This is a genomic window from Rhizobium sp. L51/94 (assembly GCF_019355555.1).
GTDB classification, from domain to species: Bacteria; Pseudomonadota; Alphaproteobacteria; order Rhizobiales; family Rhizobiaceae; genus Rhizobium; species Rhizobium rhododendri.
Genome location: NZ_CP072142.1, coordinates 747,048 through 767,904, shown reverse-complemented (window position 1 = coordinate 767,904; position 20,857 = coordinate 747,048). Strand labels below are relative to the sequence as shown.

General features: G+C 56.7%; 15 protein-coding genes and 6 pseudogenes. 10 read left to right on the top strand and 11 right to left on the bottom strand.

Annotated features, from left to right (window positions below; all coding sequences use genetic code 11):
* The first annotated feature begins 202 nt into the window (after nt 1–202).
* Nucleotides 203–1,171 (top strand): GlxA family transcriptional regulator, encoded by a 969-nt coding sequence (locus J5274_RS21525; protein ID WP_142831742.1) that lies wholly within the window; start codon nt 203–205, stop codon nt 1,169–1,171.
* Nucleotides 1,172–1,506: 335 nt separating this feature from the next.
* Here the strand turns inward: J5274_RS21525 and J5274_RS21520 are convergent, their stop codons facing one another.
* The 6 genes and pseudogenes from J5274_RS21520 to J5274_RS21495 form a co-directional block, all read right to left on the bottom strand.
* On the bottom strand, nt 1,507–2,442 hold the full coding sequence (locus J5274_RS21520) for a helix-turn-helix domain-containing GNAT family N-acetyltransferase (protein ID WP_219274983.1): 936 nt from the start codon (nt 2,440–2,442) through the stop codon (nt 1,507–1,509).
* Between the two features lie 1,006 nt (nt 2,443–3,448).
* A pseudogene (locus J5274_RS21515) lies at nt 3,449–4,055 on the bottom strand (IS3 family transposase); the annotation flags it as partial.
* Between the two features lie 305 nt (nt 4,056–4,360).
* Nucleotides 4,361–5,632 carry a type II toxin-antitoxin system HipA family toxin gene (locus tag J5274_RS21510; protein ID WP_209188287.1) on the bottom strand — a complete coding sequence of 424 codons (1,272 nt, stop codon included), beginning with the start codon at nt 5,630–5,632 and terminating at the stop codon, nt 4,361–4,363.
* A 1-nt stretch (nt 5,633) separates the two neighbouring features.
* Nucleotides 5,634–5,948 carry a helix-turn-helix transcriptional regulator gene (locus J5274_RS21505; RefSeq protein WP_142832375.1) on the bottom strand — a complete coding sequence of 105 codons (315 nt, stop codon included), beginning with the start codon at nt 5,946–5,948 and terminating at the stop codon, nt 5,634–5,636.
* Nucleotides 5,949–6,480: 532 nt separating this feature from the next.
* Nucleotides 6,481–7,449, bottom strand: coding sequence for a D-erythronate dehydrogenase (gene denD, locus J5274_RS21500; protein ID WP_209188288.1), 969 nt, complete (start codon nt 7,447–7,449; stop codon nt 6,481–6,483).
* Nucleotides 7,450–8,181: 732 nt separating this feature from the next.
* A pseudogene (locus tag J5274_RS21495) lies at nt 8,182–9,155 on the bottom strand (DUF932 domain-containing protein); the annotation flags it as partial.
* A 607-nt stretch (nt 9,156–9,762) separates the two neighbouring features.
* Between J5274_RS21495 and J5274_RS21490 the strand changes: the two are divergent.
* The 3 genes and pseudogenes from J5274_RS21490 to J5274_RS21480 all read left to right on the top strand — a co-directional run.
* Nucleotides 9,763–11,145, top strand: coding sequence for a Fic family protein (locus J5274_RS21490; RefSeq protein WP_219259052.1), 1,383 nt, complete (start codon nt 9,763–9,765; stop codon nt 11,143–11,145).
* The gene (locus J5274_RS21485; RefSeq protein WP_257625677.1) at nt 11,142–11,804 is read left to right on the top strand and encodes a hypothetical protein; all 663 of its coding nucleotides are present in this window, start codon (nt 11,142–11,144) and stop codon (nt 11,802–11,804) included. The genes J5274_RS21490 and J5274_RS21485 overlap by 4 nt, the downstream gene beginning before the upstream one ends.
* Nucleotides 11,756–12,170 (top strand): annotated as a pseudogene (locus J5274_RS21480) (SDR family oxidoreductase); the annotation flags it as partial. The gene J5274_RS21485 and the pseudogene J5274_RS21480, both read left to right, overlap by 49 nt.
* 19 nt (nt 12,171–12,189) lie before the next feature.
* Here the strand turns inward: J5274_RS21480 and J5274_RS21475 are convergent.
* From J5274_RS21475 to J5274_RS21460, 4 genes and pseudogenes are all read right to left on the bottom strand, one after another.
* Complete coding sequence (locus J5274_RS21475) at nt 12,190–12,954, bottom strand: sensor histidine kinase (protein ID WP_219275700.1); 765 nt, start codon at nt 12,952–12,954, stop codon at nt 12,190–12,192.
* The gene (locus tag J5274_RS21470) at nt 12,887–13,918 is read right to left on the bottom strand and encodes a sensor histidine kinase (protein WP_219274982.1); all 1,032 of its coding nucleotides are present in this window, start codon (nt 13,916–13,918) and stop codon (nt 12,887–12,889) included. Before J5274_RS21470 ends, J5274_RS21475 begins: the two co-directional genes overlap by 68 nt.
* 77 nt (nt 13,919–13,995) lie before the next feature.
* A complete protein-coding gene (locus J5274_RS21465) occupies nt 13,996–14,430 on the bottom strand; it encodes a PAS domain-containing protein (protein ID WP_219274981.1) in 435 nt (144 codons plus the stop codon).
* A 236-nt stretch (nt 14,431–14,666) separates the two neighbouring features.
* Nucleotides 14,667–15,070, bottom strand: a pseudogene (locus tag J5274_RS21460) (SDR family oxidoreductase).
* A 673-nt stretch (nt 15,071–15,743) separates the two neighbouring features.
* On the opposite strand from J5274_RS21460, the gene J5274_RS29405 reads away from it, so the two are divergent.
* The 5 genes and pseudogenes from J5274_RS29405 to J5274_RS28915 form a co-directional block, all read left to right on the top strand.
* Nucleotides 15,744–16,121 carry an Abi family protein gene (locus tag J5274_RS29405; protein ID WP_374113752.1) on the top strand — a complete coding sequence of 126 codons (378 nt, stop codon included), beginning with the start codon at nt 15,744–15,746 and terminating at the stop codon, nt 16,119–16,121.
* 495 nt (nt 16,122–16,616) lie between these two features.
* Nucleotides 16,617–16,958 (top strand): helix-turn-helix domain-containing protein, encoded by a 342-nt coding sequence (locus J5274_RS21450; protein WP_209186906.1) that lies wholly within the window; start codon nt 16,617–16,619, stop codon nt 16,956–16,958.
* Nucleotides 16,948–18,231, top strand: coding sequence for a type II toxin-antitoxin system HipA family toxin (locus J5274_RS21445; protein WP_219274979.1), 1,284 nt, complete (start codon nt 16,948–16,950; stop codon nt 18,229–18,231). Before J5274_RS21450 ends, J5274_RS21445 begins: the two co-directional genes overlap by 11 nt.
* 215 nt (nt 18,232–18,446) lie before the next feature.
* A pseudogene (locus J5274_RS29400) lies at nt 18,447–18,650 on the top strand (hypothetical protein); the annotation flags it as partial.
* Nucleotides 18,605–18,799: pseudogene (locus J5274_RS28915) on the top strand (SDR family NAD(P)-dependent oxidoreductase); the annotation flags it as partial. The pseudogenes J5274_RS29400 and J5274_RS28915, both read left to right, overlap by 46 nt.
* 260 nt (nt 18,800–19,059) lie before the next feature.
* Here J5274_RS28915 and J5274_RS21430 read toward each other — a convergent pair.
* Nucleotides 19,060–19,752 carry a Crp/Fnr family transcriptional regulator gene (locus tag J5274_RS21430; RefSeq protein WP_209186903.1) on the bottom strand — a complete coding sequence of 231 codons (693 nt, stop codon included), beginning with the start codon at nt 19,750–19,752 and terminating at the stop codon, nt 19,060–19,062.
* 572 nt (nt 19,753–20,324) lie between these two features.
* Here J5274_RS21430 and J5274_RS21425 point away from each other — a divergent pair.
* Nucleotides 20,325–20,855 (top strand): ROK family protein, encoded by a 531-nt coding sequence (locus J5274_RS21425; RefSeq protein ID WP_209188295.1) that lies wholly within the window; start codon nt 20,325–20,327, stop codon nt 20,853–20,855.
* The last annotated feature ends 2 nt before the right edge of the window (nt 20,856–20,857 follow it).

The following is a 20,857-nucleotide window of genomic DNA, read 5'->3' as shown; positions in this document are numbered from 1 at the left end:
CCGCCATCCCAAAATCGGGGTGGTTGCGAGCCTTGCGATCGTTTGTTCGTTGAACGCCTTGTCAGGGCTGGGGCGGCGTTGTGTTCCGCCCCTCCTTGATCGCAGATGGGCGTTCTGACCGCAACGACGGCGGACATTGAGAAACTGCCAACTGTGTGTGATAACCTGCCTCAGCGTAAAATTTGCGATCGGATGGTAGGCCATGGCAATAAGGGAGGTGGCAGTGGTCATTCATGACGGCGTTCAGGCGTTGGACGTCGCGGGACCGCTCGATGTGTTCGCCGCAGCCAATGGGTTTCTTCCGGCTGAAGACCACTATCGATGCCTGCTGGTGGCTGGGAGCAAGACACCTGTCCAAAGTTCGAACGGCATGTGGATGATGCCCGATCTCGACTACGAAGAAGCCAGTCGCGAATTCAATACGGTGCTGGTTGCTGGCGGACCCGGTCTTCCCGGTAGAGCGCCAGACGACGCTATGTCGGCCTGGCTCCAAAACTGGGGAACACAGGCCGAGCGCTACGGCTCCATATGCAACGGCACATTCGCGCTCGGGCACGCCGGTCTTATTGACGGCCGGACGGTGACCACCCACTGGATATGTTCAGCCCAGCTTGCAGCCATGTTCCCGACTGCTCGTGTGGAGCATGACCGGATACACGCCCGTGACGATCGCCTCGTGACGTCGGCAGGTGTCACGGCAGGGATAGACCTTAGTCTTGCTCTCGTCGGCGAAGATCACGGATCTGCGGTATCGCTGGCATGTGCCAAAGGCCTCGTCGTCGTGGCTCAACGCCAAGGCGGCCAGTCCCAGTTCAGTCCGCTGCTGCGAGCGCCAGGCGAGACGGTCACGCCACTGGCCAAGGTCCAGGCTTATGTCATGGAGCATGTCGGCGAGGCTTTCCCGGTCGAGCGGCTTGCTGAGATCGCAGGTGTCAGCTCGCGCAGCATCGCGCGAATGTTCGTACGGGAGATGGATATAACGCCCCACGACTTCGTGGAGGGCATTCGAATAGATCAGGCGCGGAGCCTGCTCGAGGCAACCGACTATCCGCTCAAGGTCGTGGCGTTCGACTGCGGTTTCGGCAGTCCAGATCAGATGCGTAGTGCTTTCCAGCGCAAGCTCGGTGTGACGCCCCTACGATATAGGGAGAGTTTTAGGATTGCGTCATAAGAAAATTGACTTGAACTTTCCTCCAGGGTTCGCGTCGCTAGAGTGCGATGAAGGGCGACTAACGCGACAAACCTTGCGACACCCCGACAGCGCTCGCTATTCGGTCCTAACTGCCGCTAGAGCGATCGCCACCTGAAGACCCTGACACCTAGTATGAGGAGCCCGAAGCACGCTCATATCGACTATTTCTACTATAGCAACTTATACGACAAACCTCCGTTCAGGAATTGCCGTCGAGCCTCACATTGCGACAGGGTTTGTCGTGCAAAAAATGACCCTGTTGCATGGCGAACTTTGCCCCGCCATCAACCTGAGCAGAAATCATTTGTTTCCCGTCACGGTCTCGCCCTGACAAAGCGTTGCTCGCAGACCTCGCTTCCCCATTGGTTGCCGGCCCGCTCCTCTATGAGCGAGAACCCATAAGCTTCATAAAGATGCCTGGCCGCATCGAGCCCTCCAAAGGTCCAAAGATGAGTTTCGACGAATGCCTGAGCGTCTACGAAGTCCAGTGCTGCAGACAACAACTTTCGCCCGGCGCCGGTACCACGTATGCCATCATCGATGATGAACCAGCGCAGATGGGCGATGCCCGCCCCCAGATCTTCTCCGTCGATTGCGACCGATCCGACGATCTCCCCGTCTCGCAAAACTGTCCAGATCGCATTTTGCGGATTGTCCAGTCTGCCACAGAACTCAGCGAGACCACTCGCCACGACGCTCTCGAACCGCTGTCCGAAGCCCGATGTCCTGGTATAGTAGAGGGCGTGCATTTGCGTGATGCGGGCAATGAGACCTGGCTGGTATCCAGCGGCGATCCCAATGACTGGAGCGGGCACGGTCTTCCCGAGCGCCGCGGCGTAAAGTCGCAGCCCGTCCAGCACGATGCGGGCCTGTTGGGGGCGAAGATGGGCAAGAGCATCCGACACTTGCGCCCGCGCAAACGCATGGATGGCCGCAACGCGCTCCCTGCCCAAGGGCGTCAGTGACAGAAGCTTCACTCGCCCATCATCTCTTCCAGGATTCTCGCCCACCATGCGCGACACGATCAGCTTGCGCAGCAGGCGGCTCACGCTCGACTTTTCCAGCTTAAGAGCTTTGCCGAGTTCGACTGCGGTGGCGTTTCCTTTCTCAATCTCGATCAAGGCGTGCACCGCAGACGGAGGGAGTTCAGTACCGGCGAAAGACGCCCCCGTAAAACCCAATTCACGCACCAGATCGCGTGATGCCGCACGAACAGGATCAACAAGAGCAGAATGCTGAAGGGATACCATAGTCACACTCAAACGGTTGCGTCATACAACTATCGTAACGTCCTAGGGTCGATTGTCAATGATCGCGTGCCCTGCAGTTGTGCACCTATTGTGCGTCTGCTCACACGGACGTCGCTGTCCATCTCGGCCGAACCAAGACCTCGGGGGCCGACCAGATGAAATCGTCTATCGAACTTGTCGGCCGGTCGAGAGCTCGGCGGCTCAGCTCCAGATCATGATATTTACCCTGCAGTTGTGAACGGTCGTTGAGAAGTGCGGGTATTCGGTGCCGAGCCGCCCATGGCGGTTTTTCGTGACTTCGGAGTAGACGTTCGACGGATTGCCTGGCCCTGACTTGCCTGCGCGCAGGCAAGTCAGGGCCAGGCCGTCGAGAAGTATACCGGAGGGGTTTCTGGTGATGGGGGTGAGGACTGGTACAGGCGCTGCGCCTGCCGTAATCTTCGTGATGATCGATGAAGGCAGGCACAGCGCCGACTGAACGGCTAATTCTACCCGGCGGCGCGCCCTACACCGTGCGGAACACGAATGCCGGGTTATTATGGCGCAGACGGGGCTTCACGTCCATGTCATGGCAGCTGCCATGGAGCAGATGAACACGATACTGGACGCTTTTTTCTGTGCGAGCGTTGCCGGGGACAAGTGCTGATCTGCCGATGCTGCGACCGCGGACAGATTTATTGCGCCGGAGGCTGCGCGCGTGTCGCCCGTGCCGAGCGGCGTCGGGATGTCGCCAGGCGTTATCAGACGAGCCGGAAGGGCCGCTTTGCTCATGCAGCCCGCAGCCGCCGATATCGGGCCCGCCACAATAAAGTGACGCACCATGGTTCACTCGCCAGCGATGCCGATGTTGATGTGATAGTGGCTTCGGTGACGACACCGAACGAGGCATCCGACCCTGCTGACACGCCGCCTTTGACCGAGCCTGCGATCCTTGAAGGATTGCCGACCGGCATTCTGGGGCATCATTGTCACTGGTGCGGCCGCTGGTGCTCACCTTTTGTCCGCAGTTTGGGCGGCGATAGATCGCCTCGATGCCCATCTTCTTCATCAGCGTGGCGATGTGCAGCCGCCCAGCTTCCAGCCCTTCTCCTCTCAAGAGCCCTTGCAACATCCGACTTCCGGCAAACGGGTGATCGAGATGCAGTTCGTCGATCCGGCGCATAAGGGCCAGATCACCGTCACACACCGGACGAGAACGATAATAGACGCTGCCACGGCTGAAGCCGAAAAGCTTTGCCTGGCGTGACACGGAGAGTTTGTGCTCGCGGTCGATCATTTCTTTCCGCCCAGCAATCCCGCCTTGCCAAGCGCACCGGATAAAAAAATCGTTCTCCAGTGTCAGCTCGCCGATCTTGGCGTGTAGTGTTTTGACATCGCCGGTTGGACCCGCCGGTTCCGCCTTAGCTTCATCACCGAAAACTCCTGTCGCCCCCTCAAGGAGCTGGTCTTTCCACTGCTTGATTTGGGTGGCGTGCACGTCGAACTGTTGGGATAATTCCACCAGCGTCTGCTCGCCTCGGATTGCGGATGGCGGCGAGCGCCACCTTTGCCTTGAAAGCCGGGCTATGGTTCCGGCGCGGTCGTCTTGTAATGGTCTCTCCTGTTCCCGACATCTAAGCCGAAGTCAGGCAAAAATTCCACTTATCCCACTGTGCAGATTTCCCGAGCCAGCTCTGTTCCCGTGTCTCATTTCTTCGAAGTAAGTGAGCCTATAATCGGAAAGCCGCTTAGCGAGAAAGACGAATTATTCCATTTTGTGGGTACTATCGAAGGTCTCGATCTCAACAAGTCCTTTGCCCAGATTGTCAACGAGCACGTTCGCTGGAAAATCCTGTCATTGGTAAAGGCAATCGCGAACGCCGAAAAATGCGAAATTAGGTAGCAAATGCCACCAAGTGAAGCCCGCGAGAGCGCCAGCCTAGGGACGACATCCGTCGTCCGGATCATCAGATGAACCGATATTCGACGGCTCAATTGCCTCCCGGCGATGCTCGAGTATCGCCGGTGAATCCAAGATGTCGCCAAGGTAGTCGATGTCGCCCTCTGTGACACCGCATTCTGAAAAGATGTCACGCCATCTTCCTATCCATCCGGCCATCTGGTTCCATTCGTGCCGGGCATCCTCTTTGGACATGCCGAAGTGCGGCGCTGCCGCCACGGCGTGTGCGATGCTAAAGTCGTTCCGGAACTTCGGACTCGAGGAGATCTGGATCGCCTGCTGGCCGAGACCGTTCATCTGGGTCGGAATGTCGAAAGCCAGCGACAGCAGCCATCCATCTTCGGCATGAAGAAAGGCATGGTTCTTCGTATGATCATCAGTATTGTCTATCATGATGTTGAATGCCATTCTGCGGAACAGTTCACGCTGCATGCAATGAATGCGGTCGGGAACGCCATGCCGCCGGATGATCGCAGCAATGGTGGCATAACTATCGTCCGCCTCCGGAGACAGCAGCGTGCGCGCTGAAACGGCATGCACGCGCTGGTCGTCTACACGGTCAAACCGACGAACCATCAGAATATGGTCGATCCCGCCGGGAATAACCCGTGACGACGCGACATGTAGGCCAGCTCGGCGGCCCAATTCCATGCAGGCATGCTCGACAAGGAGTTGATCCACGTTGCTGCCACGCGGAAATTTGGCGATCCACTCTCCTGCATCGTCTTCGATTAGCATCTTGGGATGGGCACCGCCCATGCTGCCGGCGCTCGCAATGAGTTGCCTTTCACGTTCGGTGAGAGGTTCACGTTCAAGGACGCGTGCAAATAGTGCCTCCGCCTCTTGGAGGGAATCCACACTCATCAGTGGCTGTTCGTTGACAGGGCGATACTCGTCGAAGCTGGAAGACATCCCAAGCGCACCAAAACGCCGGTCGCCCGCATACCAGAGCTTGTCGAGAGGACTCATGCGCGATGGGCGCGAGACGACCCTGATCATGCGCTCACCCCAGCGATCCGGCATGGCGTCTTCGATTGCTCCAGGAGCCACCATGTCCTTCAATGGTGCATGCACCTTCTTGTCAAGGGTGAGGTCTGGAGACAGAGGAAATCCCGAACGCCTCCACTCGTCATCCAGTTCAAGAAGGCATCTCCGATTGCTCGCCTCAAGCTTCACCTGCCCAACAAGGCGCGGATCGAGCGGATTTTCAAGATACCAGACCGCAAGAGAATTTCCTCGGAAGTCGCCCATGCTACCCTCTCTTTCGGCTTGCCCGGTTCACGTCGATCATTATGGCGTACTCGTCCTCGCCAGGCTCGAGAAGCTCGGAAAGCTTTTCGGACTTTCCAAAAATCCAAAGCGCCACAGCATAAACACCTATAGACACCCTTGCATCGCCCGCCTCCATCCTGCGCAACGTGGGGATAGAAGTCCCCATTCGTGTAGCCATAGTCTTCAGACTGTCTCCTCTGCGCTCGCGGGCGATGCGCAGGTGAGAGCCAAGCGTCTCCAGCGCAACCAATGTCGCGTCAGTCAGGATCTCAAGCGACGCGGAGTTCTTTGACATGAACTTATATTTCCTCTTTAGGGTGATTTTATGAAAAAATATGTTCTTTTGGGCGAATACAAGAGCTATCGCTCATTCCGTCATTTGAACGGATTCCGACACGGCCTCATGCATTCCACAATACTACTTGTCGGCCATGTTGGTCAGGTCATGGAGCGGCTCGCACGCTCTAAGACGATCCCAAGGAAGTCGATGAGATTGTCGGTGGCAGTTGCTACCTAACACCGGAAAAATGAGCCATTTTTCACGCGAGGAATAGTCAGGATAGAGGCTATAATCTCTTGGCTATCTACCCAAATCTGGGTCCGAAAAGAATATGCTGCCGCAAGCAAATTAAAATGTCCTGAGCCGAACGTCTTGGTTTACAGCGTGGGGAACCGAAAATCGCCGATATGGAGAGAAATTATACCGGAGCTGCTGGGAGTGAATACATGGATCACGATTTTGCGTTCGTAATTTCTGGCGGCAAAGTCTATAGCAAAGCGGCTCGGCCGAAGTACCTCTGCTATGCGGATAGGGCCAACACTGTGTGTCAGCCGCACTTGAGTTCATCACGGCAATAGATCTGAACGATCTCATCGAAACTGGCATCTGGGACAAAGCCAAGATCCAGAGCGAGGCGTGCGTCAAAGGATTTGGGCCAGGAGCTGACAATCATGTGAATCGCCGGATCGGGCTCTTCGCGAATGAGGGCCACTGCATCGTCACCGGCAACCTTCCGCAAGGCTTCGATTTGGTCTTCCACCGACGCTGAGACGCCAGGCATCGTCAACGCCCGGACAGTGAGGTCCGGGCCCGCAACCTCTGCGGCCCTGATGAGGAAATCTACCGCCTTCCGCGGTGAAGCGAACCAATGGCGAATGTCGCGCGATACGGGGAGGACGGCTTCTTCGCCGTTCAGGGGCTCGCGGATGATGCTCGAATAGAAACTTGACGCCGCCTTATTGGGTTTACCGGGTCGCACGCAAATCGTCGGGAGGCGTATACTCAAGCCATCTATGATCCCGCGCCTGGCATAGTCGGCGACGAGAAGCTCCCCCATCGCCTTTTGTGCGCCATAGCTTGATAGGGGACGCGGGAGATAATCATCTGGAATGACATCCGGAAGTGGTGCGCCGAAAACCGCAATCGAGGATGTGAACACGAAACGCGGTCGGTAATCTTGTCCGATCGTGCGAACGGCATTGAGTAGCGCGCGGGTCCCCTCTAAGTTGACCCGGTAGCCTTTCTCGAGGTCGGCTTCCGCCTCTCCCGATACCACCGCAGCAAGATGAAAGATCACGTCAGGACGATACAACAGGATACGCTCTGCCTCTCCTTGGTCCGAAAAGTCAGACGTCAGAACATCGACGTCAAAGTTACCGTTTACACGCGCCGCCGGCACAATATCGTGAAGGGTAAACGCCGTGATGGCCTTTCCAGCAAGCTCTCCTTCGGCCGCAAGGCGCTCGGTCAGTCTTCGCCCGAGCATTCCAGCTGCTCCCAGGATGGCAATACGCATGACTACACTCCCATATAAAGTATCATGTTCGGCAACGGGTCGTAGCTCTTTGCCCATCGCCCATGCACACCTTAGTGGTGAAAGTGACACGTACACGCGCGTTTTCTCACGAGCTCTAATGTCTACTGCCCCGCGCAAACTCAGTTTGCGCTTATCCCCGCCGGGGCTGCCGCTACTTTTCTAAAGTACTTTTTCCTCAGCGACAACTTGGCAAACGCAATCCACAGCGACAATATCGCCCACGGTTCCCGTTTGTCGACATTCCAGCTTCATTTCGCGGTCGCGAGTCGCCAAGCTTGCCCTAGACGATTGCACGAGAAGACATTGCATCGGAATTCGTACGAAATTAAATCTTGGGGACTGGGGGTTGTGGTCTGGAGCATGGCAGCAAGAGGGCTGCGATTGGAAAGAATTCAAAGGTGTTTCCTTGGTGATTGCCGCCTCTACCTTCCGTCAGGTAGTTGATGACCGATACCTACGCCTTATTGTCCGTCGACGTTGTAGCCGCGATGTGGGCCACATCACGCGCGCTGTCTCGGGCGCTCTTCTCGGATTCCCGCGCGCTCTTTGCCGCGTTACGCGACAATTATCCGGGCGGGGATCCCTACGTTAATTACGAACGCAAGCGTGTGCTGCCAATCTCAACGTTATGGGCCGCTAGGACAAAGTCCGGTCTGAAAAAATCATCGAGAGGAAGGGCGACGATTGCGCCAAGCCCGCCTACGCCAGTGGGCGCGCCACGATCCGTTTGCGCGCCGCCTTGATCCCGTTGACGAAAGGCACTGGCGAGGAATTGGCGAAATTCTGCAGCGCCGGGGCGGCCTCATGGGCGAAACGGGAGGCGGCATATTTGCTGTGACGGATGGTGATCTCTTCGAAATCCTCCACGCCCCATAGATTGCGGTTCTGGCAGACCGCTCGAAGGTAGAAGCTCGCCATGCCGAGCGTTTTGGCACCAACCTCGCTGTTCCAGGCATAGAATCCTCGGAAGAACAGGTCGGGCGACCCACCGGGCAGCTCGCCAGCCTCGATGGGGTTCAGATCGTCGACGAGGAACAGGAACACGTCGCGGTCGCTGGCATAGGCGTGGTGGTGTCCTTGGTGATATTGACGCGCGGGTTATAGATCCCGGTCGACCAGTCGAGCACACCCGGCACCTTCCAGCGCGTGTAACCGGTGCCATTGCAGGCGATGCGCTGAACCGCTTCGACGAGTTCGTGATCGTAGATGCGACCGTAATCGACACCGGTTGACGCCCGCAGCTCGACGCGACCACCATCGGTTTCGAGCGTCTTGATCTGCTCGGCCCGATGCGAGGTCAGACGGTATTGCAGATTGATCCCGGCGAGCGCGGCGGGGAGTTGGCGCAAATAGGCGGCCGGCGCACCGACCTGGGCAGCGAGCTGTCCAAGACTCCAGTGCGTCGGCGCGATGGGCGCGTCTGCACCGGGGAGGATCAACTCCAGGCGCTCGGGATTGGTGCGGCTCGCCTCGACATGGATGAGCGCGCTTTGCACAACGCGGGTCCGGCTGCGTTCGGCACGATCACGCACCATCCGAGCCAGTTCGCCAAGCGACAGGAAGCGCTCGTCATGAGGGCGGGAATACCATTCGGATGAGACGCGACCGACCTGTCGGCCACGGCTCTGATCAACCTTGAAGCCACCACTCTGATCACGGGGGGTGTCCAGTACCTGAATGTTCATAGGATCTACTCCAGGACGGGTGCCGGAAGCCTCTCTCTCGGCCCTCCCACGTCCACGAAGTGAGACGCCGCCTCTTACTCTGGAGGGATAGCGCACGACCGAAACGGACAAATGGAGAAGCCAAAGACATGAAGCCGGCACAACGTCCTTGGATAAACTTCGGTCCTCCGGCGACATTGAGAACCAAACCTGCATGGGGTCAGCACGTAAAGTCGCAACCGACCGCAAGAGCATTTCTCCAGGCCTGCGTTCTCCCCTTGCCGTTATTGCCCCGCCTGCCCGAGTTTTTAGCGACGAAACGAGAAACGACGCTTCCACATTTTCCGAGCCAGGGACATTTGCCGGCAAGGACGAAGGCTTTCGCGCGAGTCGCCAGTCCGGCCCTATGGCCACGCTGGCGGATGCGTTTCATCTCAACACGCGCAGTCGATCATGTTCTCACCGACGGCGGTGACGGACAGGGTCGCAACGCGCTTCAGGTTTATGACGTTATGCTAACGAAGATTCCGCCGGATAAGCGCAACTATGATTGCGCATAGACTTGATATTTGCGCGTATCTGGGCATTCTTGCGCCTACTCCGTTAGGCGCAAGAAAAGCAACGAATCGTGGCGAACCAAATTCCTGAGGACGCATTTGCTGCGATCGAAGAGATCGTAAGCCAGCACACAGGTGCTATTCCAGCATCAGAGATTCTTCGCGCTCTGCAAACGCCTATCCCCCAACGCACCCTGCAATACCGGCTGAAACGGCTGGTATCGGATGATCGCTTGATTATGGAGGGCGAAGGCCGCTGGGCAAAATATCGCCTGCCCGACCACGCTTCGTCCCCTCCATCACCTGGCGAGGACAGGGTTTTCGACATTACACTTTCCGATGCAGCCAAATCAGTGCGCGATTATGTTCGACAGCCGTCCGAAGCCCGTAAGCCGGTCGGTTACAATCGCGAGTTTCTCAACAGCTACCGCCCGAACGTTACCTTTTATTTGACCCAATCCGAGCGCCTCCATCTGACGTCGGTCGGGCGGCTACAGGTCGCAGAGCAGCCAGCAGGAACCTATGCCAAGCATATCTTGAGCAGGCTTCTGATCGACCTTGCCTGGAACTCGAGCCGGCTTGAGGGCAATACCTATTCGCTGCTCGACACCAAGCGCCTCATTGAACTCGGTGAAGAAGCCGAGGGCCGAGCCCATCTCGAAGCGCAGATGATCCTCAACCACAAGGACGCAATCGAGTTCCTGGTCAGCGCAGCCGATGACATCGGCTTCAACCGCTACACGATTCTCAATCTACATGGTCTGCTAGCCAATAACCTGCTTGTCGATCCATCAGCTGTGGGAAGGTTACGCTACATAGCGGTCGGAATTGAGCGGTCAGCGTTCCACCCTCTGGAAGTGCCGCCGCTCATTGAGGAATATTTCGATCAGATCCTGGCCACTGCCGACGCCATCACCGACCCGTTCGAGCAAGCATTTTTCGTTATGGTGCAATTGCCCTATCTTCAGCCCTTTGACGATGTGAACAAGCGCGTTTCCCGCCTTGCCGCGAACATCCCGTTTATCAAGCATAACCTCTCGCCGCTCTCCTTTGACGACGTACCACGGCAAGCCTACACAGAGGCGGCACTCGGTGTTTACGAGCTAAATCAGATGGATCTGCTCAAGGACCTCTTCTTGTGGGCCTATGAACGCTCGGCTGCGCGCTATGCCGCTGTTCGCCAATCGCTGGGCGAGCCCGATCCATTCAGGCTTCGCTATCGCGCCGAATTGCGCGAGCTCGTCGCGACCCTCATCCGAGGGTGCACCCGACGTAAGGAGATCGCCCAACGCATCGCAGCTTGGGCGGCAGAGAAAGTCGATCCCGCCGATCGTCGGCGCTTCATCGAGATTACCGAAGCCGAAGTAACGGGACTGCATGAAGGCAATTTTGCGCGCTATCAGATCCGACCCTCGGAGTTCGCAGACTGGCGCAAAGTCTGGGAGGCGGAATGACCGACAGCTCTTACCCGATTATCGCCGCCGACGACTTCGCAAGCCGATTTTCAATGCGGCCAGGTGGCCTAATGTGGCTACTTGGGGCTGGAGCGTCTGCCGCGGCCGGTATTCCCACGGCTTGGGACATGATCTGGGAATTCAAACAGCAAATTTATGTAAGTCAACGTCGCGTCTCGCCAAAAACCGTAGCCGACCTGGCAAATCCGGCGGTCCGTCGCTCATTGCAGAGCTTTATGGACGGCCTCGATCGGTTTCCACCAACAGGGGCTCCCGATGAATATGCGGCGTTGTTCGAAGCGGCCTATCCAAGCGAAAACGACCGCAGGACGTACATCGCGGCCAAACTCGCCGGTGCAAAACCGTCTTACGGCCACATGGCTCTGGCGACCTTCATGAGAGCAAGCCGCACCAAAATCGTATGGACCACAAACTTTGATCCGCTTGTCGCCGATGCATGTGCCAAGGTCTATGACGGGACGGGGCATCTGACCACCGTCGCGCTCGACGCTCCCGATCTCGCGCGAGACGTAATCAACGGCGAGCGCTGGCCTGCGGAAATCAAGTTACACGGCGATTTCCGATCGGCAGTAAGGATGACCGCTCGACTGCTGCCCAATGGGGAAGAATTATCAACATATCCAGCATGGCGGCATTGATGACTCCTGCGAAAAGACCCGACTATGGTGCCGCAAAGGCCGCGATGGATTGCGATGACAGCCTCTTTGGCGAAGGAGGTTGCGATGGATGGCATCACAGCCAACACGGTATCGCCCGGAACAATTAAAAGCGGCAGGCTAGACGAAGGCTTCCGCAAGGTAGCCGCCGCGCAAGGCCTTGCGCTGGACGCACCATGGACCGAAATCGAGAAAATAGTGCTGCCGATGTTTGCCCAAGTCCCCATGGGAAGGGTTGGAACACTTGAGGAGATCGCCGATGCCATCGCCTTCCTCGTTAGTCCACGCGCCTGCTATATTACGGGAGCGAACCTGCGACTTGATGGCGGCATGTGGCCAGGCCTTTGATTGTCGAGGCCTATCCGAACTACGAGCCGATATCTTGTACTGCTGCCATCGGCGCTCTGAACGTCGCCGTGAACCCCGAAGGGAGATAGGACTTCTCGGCGTGTCCCGTCCCCGCGATCCCCATGCGGATCAGCCTCGAGCCGAACCCGCGCCTGATCGGCTCAGATATCTCCGGCCCGCCGCTTTCGGTCCAAACCATCGACAGGGTCGGGACACCGTCAAGATCATCGACCGACCACTTCACAGAAACCCGGCCCGACCCGTTCGAAAGAGCTCCGTACTTGATGGCGTTGGTGGCCAGTTCGTGGAGGAGAAGGGAGAGCGATAATCCAGCCTTGGGACCAAGGGTAACCTTTGGGCCGTCCAGGTCCCGACGCGTCCCGTCGGCGTGAAGGGTGAGCACGCTGAGCATCACGTCACCGATCTCGGCCGACGACCAATTCTCCCGAAGCAGCACGTCGTGTGCCCTGCTGAGCGCCTGAAGCCGACCCGTAAACGCATCGACCGCATCGCGCTCAGTCACGTCTTTCAATGCCTGGGCAGCGATCGCCAGCACCATCGACAACGTGTTCTTCATGCGATGACTGAGTTCGGCGGTGAGAAACTTTCGCTCTTCCTCCGCCTGTGCCATGGCTCTCGTTTGTGCGAGCATTTGTTCGCTCAAACTGCGTTGAACCTCCGCCTCTTCCGATTTCTCCCGCAGGGCCTTACGCAGTTCAAGCTGTGCCATGACCTGCCGCGCGAGCAGACGGAGTGTGTCCTGCTGCAACTCGTCGAGGACCATCGGCTCGTACCCGAGAACGCATACTGTACCGATAGGGAGATCGTCTTCCGTCTTGAGGATCGCGCCAGCGTAGAAGCGAAGATGCGGCTCGCCTGTGCATGAAGCGATAGCCATCAGGAGCATTGGCCTCTGCGACAACACCGCCGAGCTGGGAAGCCATGGTGGCTATCAGTCTACCCCCCAGTTCGTCGGACCCCATTGGCGAGGCCACGTCCGACCCCGACACCGTTAGTTCTATCCGACCTTCGGCAGTGGTCTTCAGTGAAACGGTAATCGGATTTTGCTCGTCGGCCCCTCTCAACGCCCCGGCCAGAAGCTCGTTGACGATGACCGATATCGGTATAGCGCGTTCGGTGGGCAGCTCCAACGCGTCGGCATCGACGATGATCGCCCTGGGCCCGTCGCCCACGAGATCAAGGCAGAGCTTTGACAAGTGGTCAGCCATTTCCACGCTGAGCGAATTATGGTTTCGATAGAGCCGTTCGTGTACGGATATGATGGCTCGGACGCGCGAAATCGCCCGGGCGAAGGCTTCGTTCGTGGCAGGGTCCCGTAGTTTTCGCGCCTGCAATCGCAATGTGCTGATAACCAGCTGAAGGCTGTTCTTCACGCGGTGGTTGACCTCGGCGAGAAGAAGTTCCTTCTGCTCGATCAGCTCCCCCTGTGCGGCGAGGGCGGCGCTCAATTCGGCCTCTCTGAGACGGTCTGCGGTGACATCCATCAGGACACCGATCATGCGTACCTTTCCCGTTGAGGTCCGCAAAACCTCGCCTCTCGACGTGACGTGCCGCACTTCCCCGGACGGCAGGAGGATACGGTAATCGAACTTCATCGCCGTTCTATCCGGGCACTCCATCACGTCGGCGACGACCTTCTTCGTGGAGAGCAGGTCGTCGGGGTGCATCCTGGCAAAGAACGGCGCCGCGACGGGGCCGCCCTCGCCGGGCTCGAAACCAAAGATCACGTCGACCGAATGGCTGCGCCTCCAGATATCGGTCTCCGGTTCGTATTCCCAACTAGCGTGGTCGGCGGCGTGGAGCGCTACGCGAAGACGGCGTCAGCCTCCTTGGCCTTCAGGACGCTCTCGGTGACGTCCATGGGATTCTGGATGATGTATTCGATCTCGCCGTCGTCACCGAGGACCGGAGTGTGGACAGGGGTCCAGAACTTCTGCGTGAATCGCCCGCCAGGTTGGGGGATGTCATACTGGATGACCGCCATCTCATGCGGCTTGCCGGTCTCTATGACGTGGCGCAGAGAAACTTCGAGGGGGCCCTGTTCGACAGTTCCCTCGGCATCGGGGTTTTCGGGGAATGCCACCAGGATATTCTGACCGACGATATCGGCCAGGCTGCGGTCTGTCAGCGCCAGGTATGCGTCGCTGGCTCCGACGATCATGAGGTCGGTGTCGAGAACCAGATATGGCTGAGGCATTCCCTTGAGGATGGCCGCGAAATTCGTGTTGGACATGGACATTTAGAGCGGCACCCAATATTCTTTTCCGTCATGACAGACCATCAGGCGTTGAAGTCCTTTCAATAAACCGCTCCCGGAAATAGAGCGGCGATCTCGGAGGGCAAGTCGTAAGGCTCTGTGTTGAAGTACCTGGACCTGTCAAACAGCGATGGTCTCGTACGTGAATATAAGCGATCCGACAGACGGCTCAACCTTCTTCGTCTTTTGCTTTCGAGGGGACCATCCCTCGGCGGTCGTCATAGGGAATTTTCTCCTGGCGATATCCGCCGTGATCGGCCTGGCTTCAGTCTTAGCGCCGGCCGCACGTTCCAAATTGCTGACCTCCCGATCGAAGCCCCGCCGTCGACATGCAAGGTCTGTCCGGTGATGAACGCGGCATCGTCGGAGAGCAGGAAACCGATCACGCCGGCTACTTCCTCGGCCTGCCGAAGCGGCCCATAGGAATCGCTGATAGGTATCGCGCTTCACCGTTGCTTCCGATAGGGTTATTTGTACGGAACAATTCGGTCTCCGTGGGTCCAGGCGAAATTGCATTGACGGTGATGCCGTCCATAGCGAGTTCCAGCGCCCAACTCCGGGTGAAGCTGACAAGTGCTGCCTTGGCTGTGGCGTAACTCGTCCGCTCAACGTCGCCGAGCACCGTGAGACTCGAGGTATTGACAACCCGGCCCCACCCGCATGACTTCGTCGAGCGTCTCGACGGCGATGTCGCCGACAGGTTAGACAGCTTTTCGCCTTGATAGGATACGAACCGAAAGTCACCTGCGCGAATTGCTATGTACCTACCAATGCTCTTCTTTTTGTGCGCCCGTGGCGCTGGCTCTTTCGATGCTTTACGTCGTTAAAACTCGGAATTTGCCGAGATAATGGTATGCATAATTTTTGCGAGCCCGCATGTCCAAAAAATCGTGATTCTGATCCGTGACTTGGTCCGGTTCGGGCAAAAATGGGTACTTTTTTGCCCAGCCATTGTTGCATTCTTAATGGGAGTGCTCCATATCAATGATCAACTACACCCGCTACGCTTCGGACGGAACCTCGGTTTCGAAACTTCGCACGCCAGCGGTTTTTTTGTTTTCTGGCGGTTTCGAATCCGCCTATGAGATGGTTGAAGTTTTAAAAGCCATCCGTTTCTATTCCCGATCAAATTGCCTGGCTCGAAGCAAGGGGAATGGCCGTTCCGGATCTAGGCGACGCAGCCCATGCTCCAGCACATAAGCTACTACCCGCTACGGTACTACTGGCTTCCGTTCGAGGGTATCCCACACGCGACTGGCGAACATAGGTTTTGATATACAACATCCTTCGACGATGTGTTGGAGCTACACATTCTCGATAGGCGCCTTCGACTACTCGTGATGGATGCGATCGAGAGAATCGAAGTGTCTTTGCGAGGCGGTTGGGCGCATCACGTCGCGATGAAATACGGGCCGCACAGCTATCTTGATCCTGGCCTCTATCACCGAGCAGACCGATATGCTCAGGCCTTCTTGAAGCTAATTGAGGATCTGCGTAGGTCGAAGGACACTTTCATCCTCCATTATAAGAATAGATATGACGATCCTGAACACCCGCCGGTCTGGATGACAGCCGAGGTAATATCGTTAGGGCAGTTTTCGATGTGGTACAGCAATCTAAAGAATCGATCCGACCCGCCAATTACATGCAAGGTGGCCGATGTCTTTGAATGAACCACAAGCCCTTAAAAAAGCACTCATACGGTTCACCGGATACGTTGATCTGTACTACAATTTATGCGTAAACCCTTAATGGTGCAACGTTGGGATGCAACCGGCTTAACAGGAGCTGCAGGCAGTTAAAGTTGCACCGATTGCTTTGATTGGCGACGACGGCGCAGCTTGATTTGTATGCAGCTACGGATGTCAACTGAAACATTGTCGGTTTTTGGCCGGGGCCGCGGTTGCTTTCAAGAAGCGGTGTATGAAATTCTCGTCCAGGGGTGTCCCGTACTCACGCGATGTACGTTCTTCGGTTGGCAATTCAGCGAAATGCACCACATTCACGTCTGTCTTGGCGCCCATTGACCGCCATCTCAATGTTTGTCTATTTTAGTAGACATTGTCGTTTACAATAGCTTCTAAAATAGACAAAACTGCCGGCATATTTGCCATTATTCTCCGATGTGATATATCCTAAAGTAGATATTAACGTCACTTGTGTATGCCATGGCAGAGAATGCGAATTCCTTTTTGTCACTTTCGCTAACGAGTCGATCAGCGTTGCAATTGCTTGCGTCCGAGATTCAGGCAGCTCGAAAGCTTCGCGGCTGGACAGAGGCCGATCTCGCCAAACGAACCGGATGTTCGCGGCTGACGATCCGCGCGATAGAAGCCGGCAAGCCAACCGTTGCAGTCGGATACATCTTCGAAGCAGCAACGATGGTCGGGTTGGCCTTGTTCGGAGGCCCCTTTGAGACGAAAGCCCGGCTTTCGGAAACTAAGACAAAACTCGAGCTTCTGCCAGCACGTGTCCGATATCAAAAGCCGGAGCTGAAAGATGATTTCTGATCCCAGCGAACTTTACGTCTGGATATGGTTGCCGGGAGAAATCGAGCCAGTCGTCGTGGGGCGCGTAGTCCGTGAGAGGGATCGCTATTTCTTCAACTATGGTCGCAGCTACCTGGAGAGAAAAAAGGCAATCGCCATTTTTGATCTCGACCTGCCGCTCGGCGCGGGCGTCATCGAACCTCCGGCCGATCATTTTCTCGCACCATCCCTGCGCGACGCATTGCCTGACCGATGGGGCCGTCGCGTTATAGTCAATGAATTGTTGGCACTGAAGCAGGACGCGATCGACGAGGACGCCTTTGGCGAGATGACATTCATGCGCCATTCCGGTTCAGACAGAATCGGTGCGCTGGATTTTCAGGAGAGCGCGACGGAGCACATTGCTCGCGAGGGTGACCATGCGACGCTGACGGAGTTGCTGAGTTTCGCCGATAAGGTGGAAGCCGGGGAACCGGTCCCCGAAGGCTTGCACCGTGTCATCCTTCATGGCAGCTCGATCGGCGGTGCGCGCCCAAAGGCGCTCATCAGTGACCACCAGGCGGGGAAACCAAGGAAGCTGATCGCTAAATTCTCGGCCACGAATGACACATTCGCGATGGTCAAGGCGGAATTTGCAACCATGCGCCTGGCAGCATGTGCTGGTATGTCCGTGGCGCCGGTAGAAATAGATAGAGTCTTGGATCGCGATGTCCTTCTCGTCGAACGGTTCGACCGCATTTCCGTCGAAACATCATGGCAGAGGCGTGCAATGGTCTCCGCCCTGACATGGACACAGGAGAATGAACTCGCTGCCCATCATATCTCGTATCAGATGCTCGCGGAGATCATTCGAGCTCGGTTTTCCGAACCATTGGAAAACCTGACCGAACTTTTCTCGAGACTTTGCTTCAACATTCTCGTTGGAAACACCGATGACCATGCAAGAAATCATGCAGCCTTCTGGGATGGGAAGACACTCAACTTGACGCCCGCATATGATATCGCCCCGCAACGCCGGGGAACACCAGAAGCCAATCAAGCAATGATTGTCTCTGGAGGAAGTCGCGCTGCGAAGTTGATGAACGTCTTGGCTGTCGCGCCGTCGTTTTTGCTATCAAAGGCGCAAGCTCGCACGATTATCGATGATCAGACCGCCGCAATCATCGCCAACTGGCAACTAATCTGCGAGGAGGCTGGCATGACGGCAATTGAGCGACGTTTTTTTGAGGGGCGCCAGATCCTCAACGGCTATGCCTTCGACGGCTACGGCCGCGCCCCAAGGCTTGGCGAATGAGAAATGCGGCCCAGACTTCGTTTTCGGATATACCCGTTGTGGTGTGAGTATCCAAGACAAGTGCCTCATGTCTGCAAATCAAAAAACCGCCACGCGAAACCGGAAGGCCACTGTAGTTTGTGAAATTTTGCCCTCAGCCAAGCCCTGCTCGCCTTTTGGTGACACGGTTAACGCAGACGTCTCGGCAGAGGAACGTTTCTCCCTGGCAATGATCGATACCATCCGCCCGCGCACTTATGATTGAAGTTGTCGCGGAGGGAGCGGAAACACCTAAACATGCCGATGTCTTGCGCGATCTTGGTGTCGATGTCTTGCAGGGCTATGCGCTCAATCGACCTGAGCCTTGGGGTGTCGTAACCCGCAGACTGTCGCTGCAGGATATGACCGTGAGGGAGCACTTAAGGAATCGCCTTGTGTAGAGATGCCGCGTCAGTTCCAAGCCAATCTCTTCGATGCCGTTTCAGTCACCCAGGCATTCCTGCCTCATTTTCGCTGACGGCTTAGTGGCTTTGTCGTCAACGTGACGTCGATGGGCGGAATGATCACCATTCCTGGGATCGTCCACTTTCAGCTTGACGCTGGAAGCCTCTTTACCTGCTGCCTCGCGAGAACAACCGCTGGAAAGAAATCCTTCAAGACACTTCTGCAGTGTTTCGACATCTAGAAAGCCAAATTCTATTTGGTCGCGGGACGGATCTGGACGCATTTTCCGCTCCTGCATCGGTCACCATCTGATCGTAGCGCAACGAAGGCCCGATGCAACCGTTCGTCCGCCCGCGGACAGAGGCGCCGGGAATGTGGAAAAGTGCTGATCGTGGCGTAGGGTTGCTAGCCCATCGATCCTATCAAGCGACAGAATTCGGTCTCAGCAAGGCCGTATGCCTCACCTGCGAACGCCTCAAGTCGTTTGCGGTCCCGGATCGTTACGAGGCCTCGCGAACTGTAGACCAGGTGATCACCCTCAAGCTGATGGAGAGACGTCGTCACGCTCTGCCGCCTTACGTTCAGCATTGCGCCTAGGAATTCGTGTGTCACAGGCAGCTCGTTTCCAGCCGTCCTGTCATGCACCATCAAAAGCCATCGAGCGAGCCGCTTTTCGACGGAATGCGTCGTGTTTGACAGTGCGGTGAAACTGGTCTGGACGAAAAGGGCCTGCGCGTATCGACTCAAAATCTTTCGAAGTGCCCTACTCGCGGCGAGCGCCTCAAAGAGATGGTCGTTCAATATTCGATTGCCCTTGCCCTCCACCTGCATGAAGACCTTGAACGGGGCCTGGTCGTCCTCGAATAGACTATTTGGTGGCGACATGCCTTCCCGACCGAAGATCGCAACTTCGACCTCATGTCCAGCTGGCGAGACAGCCACCACCGATCCAATGCCCGACTCCAGAAAGAAGCTGTATTTTGCCGCTTTGTTCGGTTCCGCCATCTCGAACAATCTGGGGAGTTCGACCGGCTCGAAGTTGGCAACTAATCTTTTCCTGTCCGGCTCTTCCATTAAGGCTATCAGACGATTGAACATTATTTGGTTCTCCGTGGTGGTCTGGAGAAATATGTTTCGTGACGGCATTCTGACAAGATCGCTCTTACTACTCCGAGACGAAAACCAATAGTGAAGCAAAGGGACGCTACCTTAACGCCCGGAAAAGGGCTGAGCCCGCCTCAGTCTTTAAGTTGTGTCATTGTGCGTCGCTCCAGCTGTCACTCGTTCGGCAGCAGCACTAACCCGCGGCTGGCTGACAAGGCAGCCAGAAATTTGGCGGCGATGTCGCCCACCAACAAGCGTTCACGGTTCTTGCAAACACGATGACGGCCCAGCTCGGCGCGTCAATCGACATGCCGTTCAATCATCTAAACAGCAGGTTATCCTCCATCTGCTCTATGAGCTAGCGCTCTGAGCGGATCGTGTGGGAAGCCTGAAACAACAGCGCACGCAGTAGCTATTTCGGCGGGATGGACGGGCGGCCGATCGCTGAAAACATCGCTTCAAATCAGGCAACAAACTTTCCGACGGCTGGTGTAACATCGCGCGGATTGCGGCAGCGGATCGTTTTGGCGGGACGCGTACCTCGCAGCTCGCATAAGAAAACAGACTTGCTGTCTGGACATCACTGCCTCGCATGTCTTCAGACATTTGTCGGCGGGTACCAACTCGTCCGGCACGCTGAAGAATTTGACGGCTACCCCGTCACTATTGATGAATTTGTCGAGCACGCAAGGGATGGCCGGCTTGGATATCGGCGCTTGATCGCCGATGCAGCGGACAAGGCCGGCTGGGGTATGGGCATCGCTGCCGCCATCCTCAACCCACCACTGTTCGTCATAGTTGGCCAGCTGGTCGCAATCGGCGAAGCCTTCCTGACGCCGATGGAGCGCAGTTCTTGCGCCACACCCTCCAGCCGCCGGACCAGCTGGTTGAAACAACGAGACCCCGTTTCGTGGATGGGAAGTTTCTGGGTAATGATGACACAGTCCTTGGTGCAGTGGCTCTCGTGTTGCATCAACACGGACGCGTCACCGGCTTTTCATAGCGGAGTTAGGCTTCCCAAATCGAACGTGACGGTCGTAGCGCTTGATGGGATGCGAGCCGTCGACGCCGTGCTTATCGCCGCTCTAAACAATTGATC

Coding starts and splice junctions, on each gene's coding strand:
- J5274_RS21525 (WP_142831742.1), top strand. CDS start 203: ATGGCAATAAGGGAGGTGGCAGTGGTCATTCATGACGGCGTTCAGGCG.
- J5274_RS21475 (WP_219275700.1), bottom strand. CDS start 12,954: ATGGTCCTCGACGAGTTGCAGCAGGACACACTCCGTCTGCTCGCGCGG.
- J5274_RS21485 (WP_257625677.1), top strand. CDS start 11,142: ATGACCGACAGCTCTTACCCGATTATCGCCGCCGACGACTTCGCAAGC.
- J5274_RS21520 (WP_219274983.1), bottom strand. CDS start 2,442: ATGGTATCCCTTCAGCATTCTGCTCTTGTTGATCCTGTTCGTGCGGCA.
- J5274_RS21505 (WP_142832375.1), bottom strand. CDS start 5,948: ATGTCAAAGAACTCCGCGTCGCTTGAGATCCTGACTGACGCGACATTG.
- J5274_RS21450 (WP_209186906.1), top strand. CDS start 16,617: ATGGCAGAGAATGCGAATTCCTTTTTGTCACTTTCGCTAACGAGTCGA.
- J5274_RS21430 (WP_209186903.1), bottom strand. CDS start 19,752: ATGTTCAATCGTCTGATAGCCTTAATGGAAGAGCCGGACAGGAAAAGA.
- J5274_RS21465 (WP_219274981.1), bottom strand. CDS start 14,430: ATGTCCATGTCCAACACGAATTTCGCGGCCATCCTCAAGGGAATGCCT.
- J5274_RS21445 (WP_219274979.1), top strand. CDS start 16,948: ATGATTTCTGATCCCAGCGAACTTTACGTCTGGATATGGTTGCCGGGA.
- J5274_RS21510 (WP_209188287.1), bottom strand. CDS start 5,632: ATGGGCGACTTCCGAGGAAATTCTCTTGCGGTCTGGTATCTTGAAAAT.
- denD (WP_209188288.1), bottom strand. CDS start 7,449: ATGCGTATTGCCATCCTGGGAGCAGCTGGAATGCTCGGGCGAAGACTG.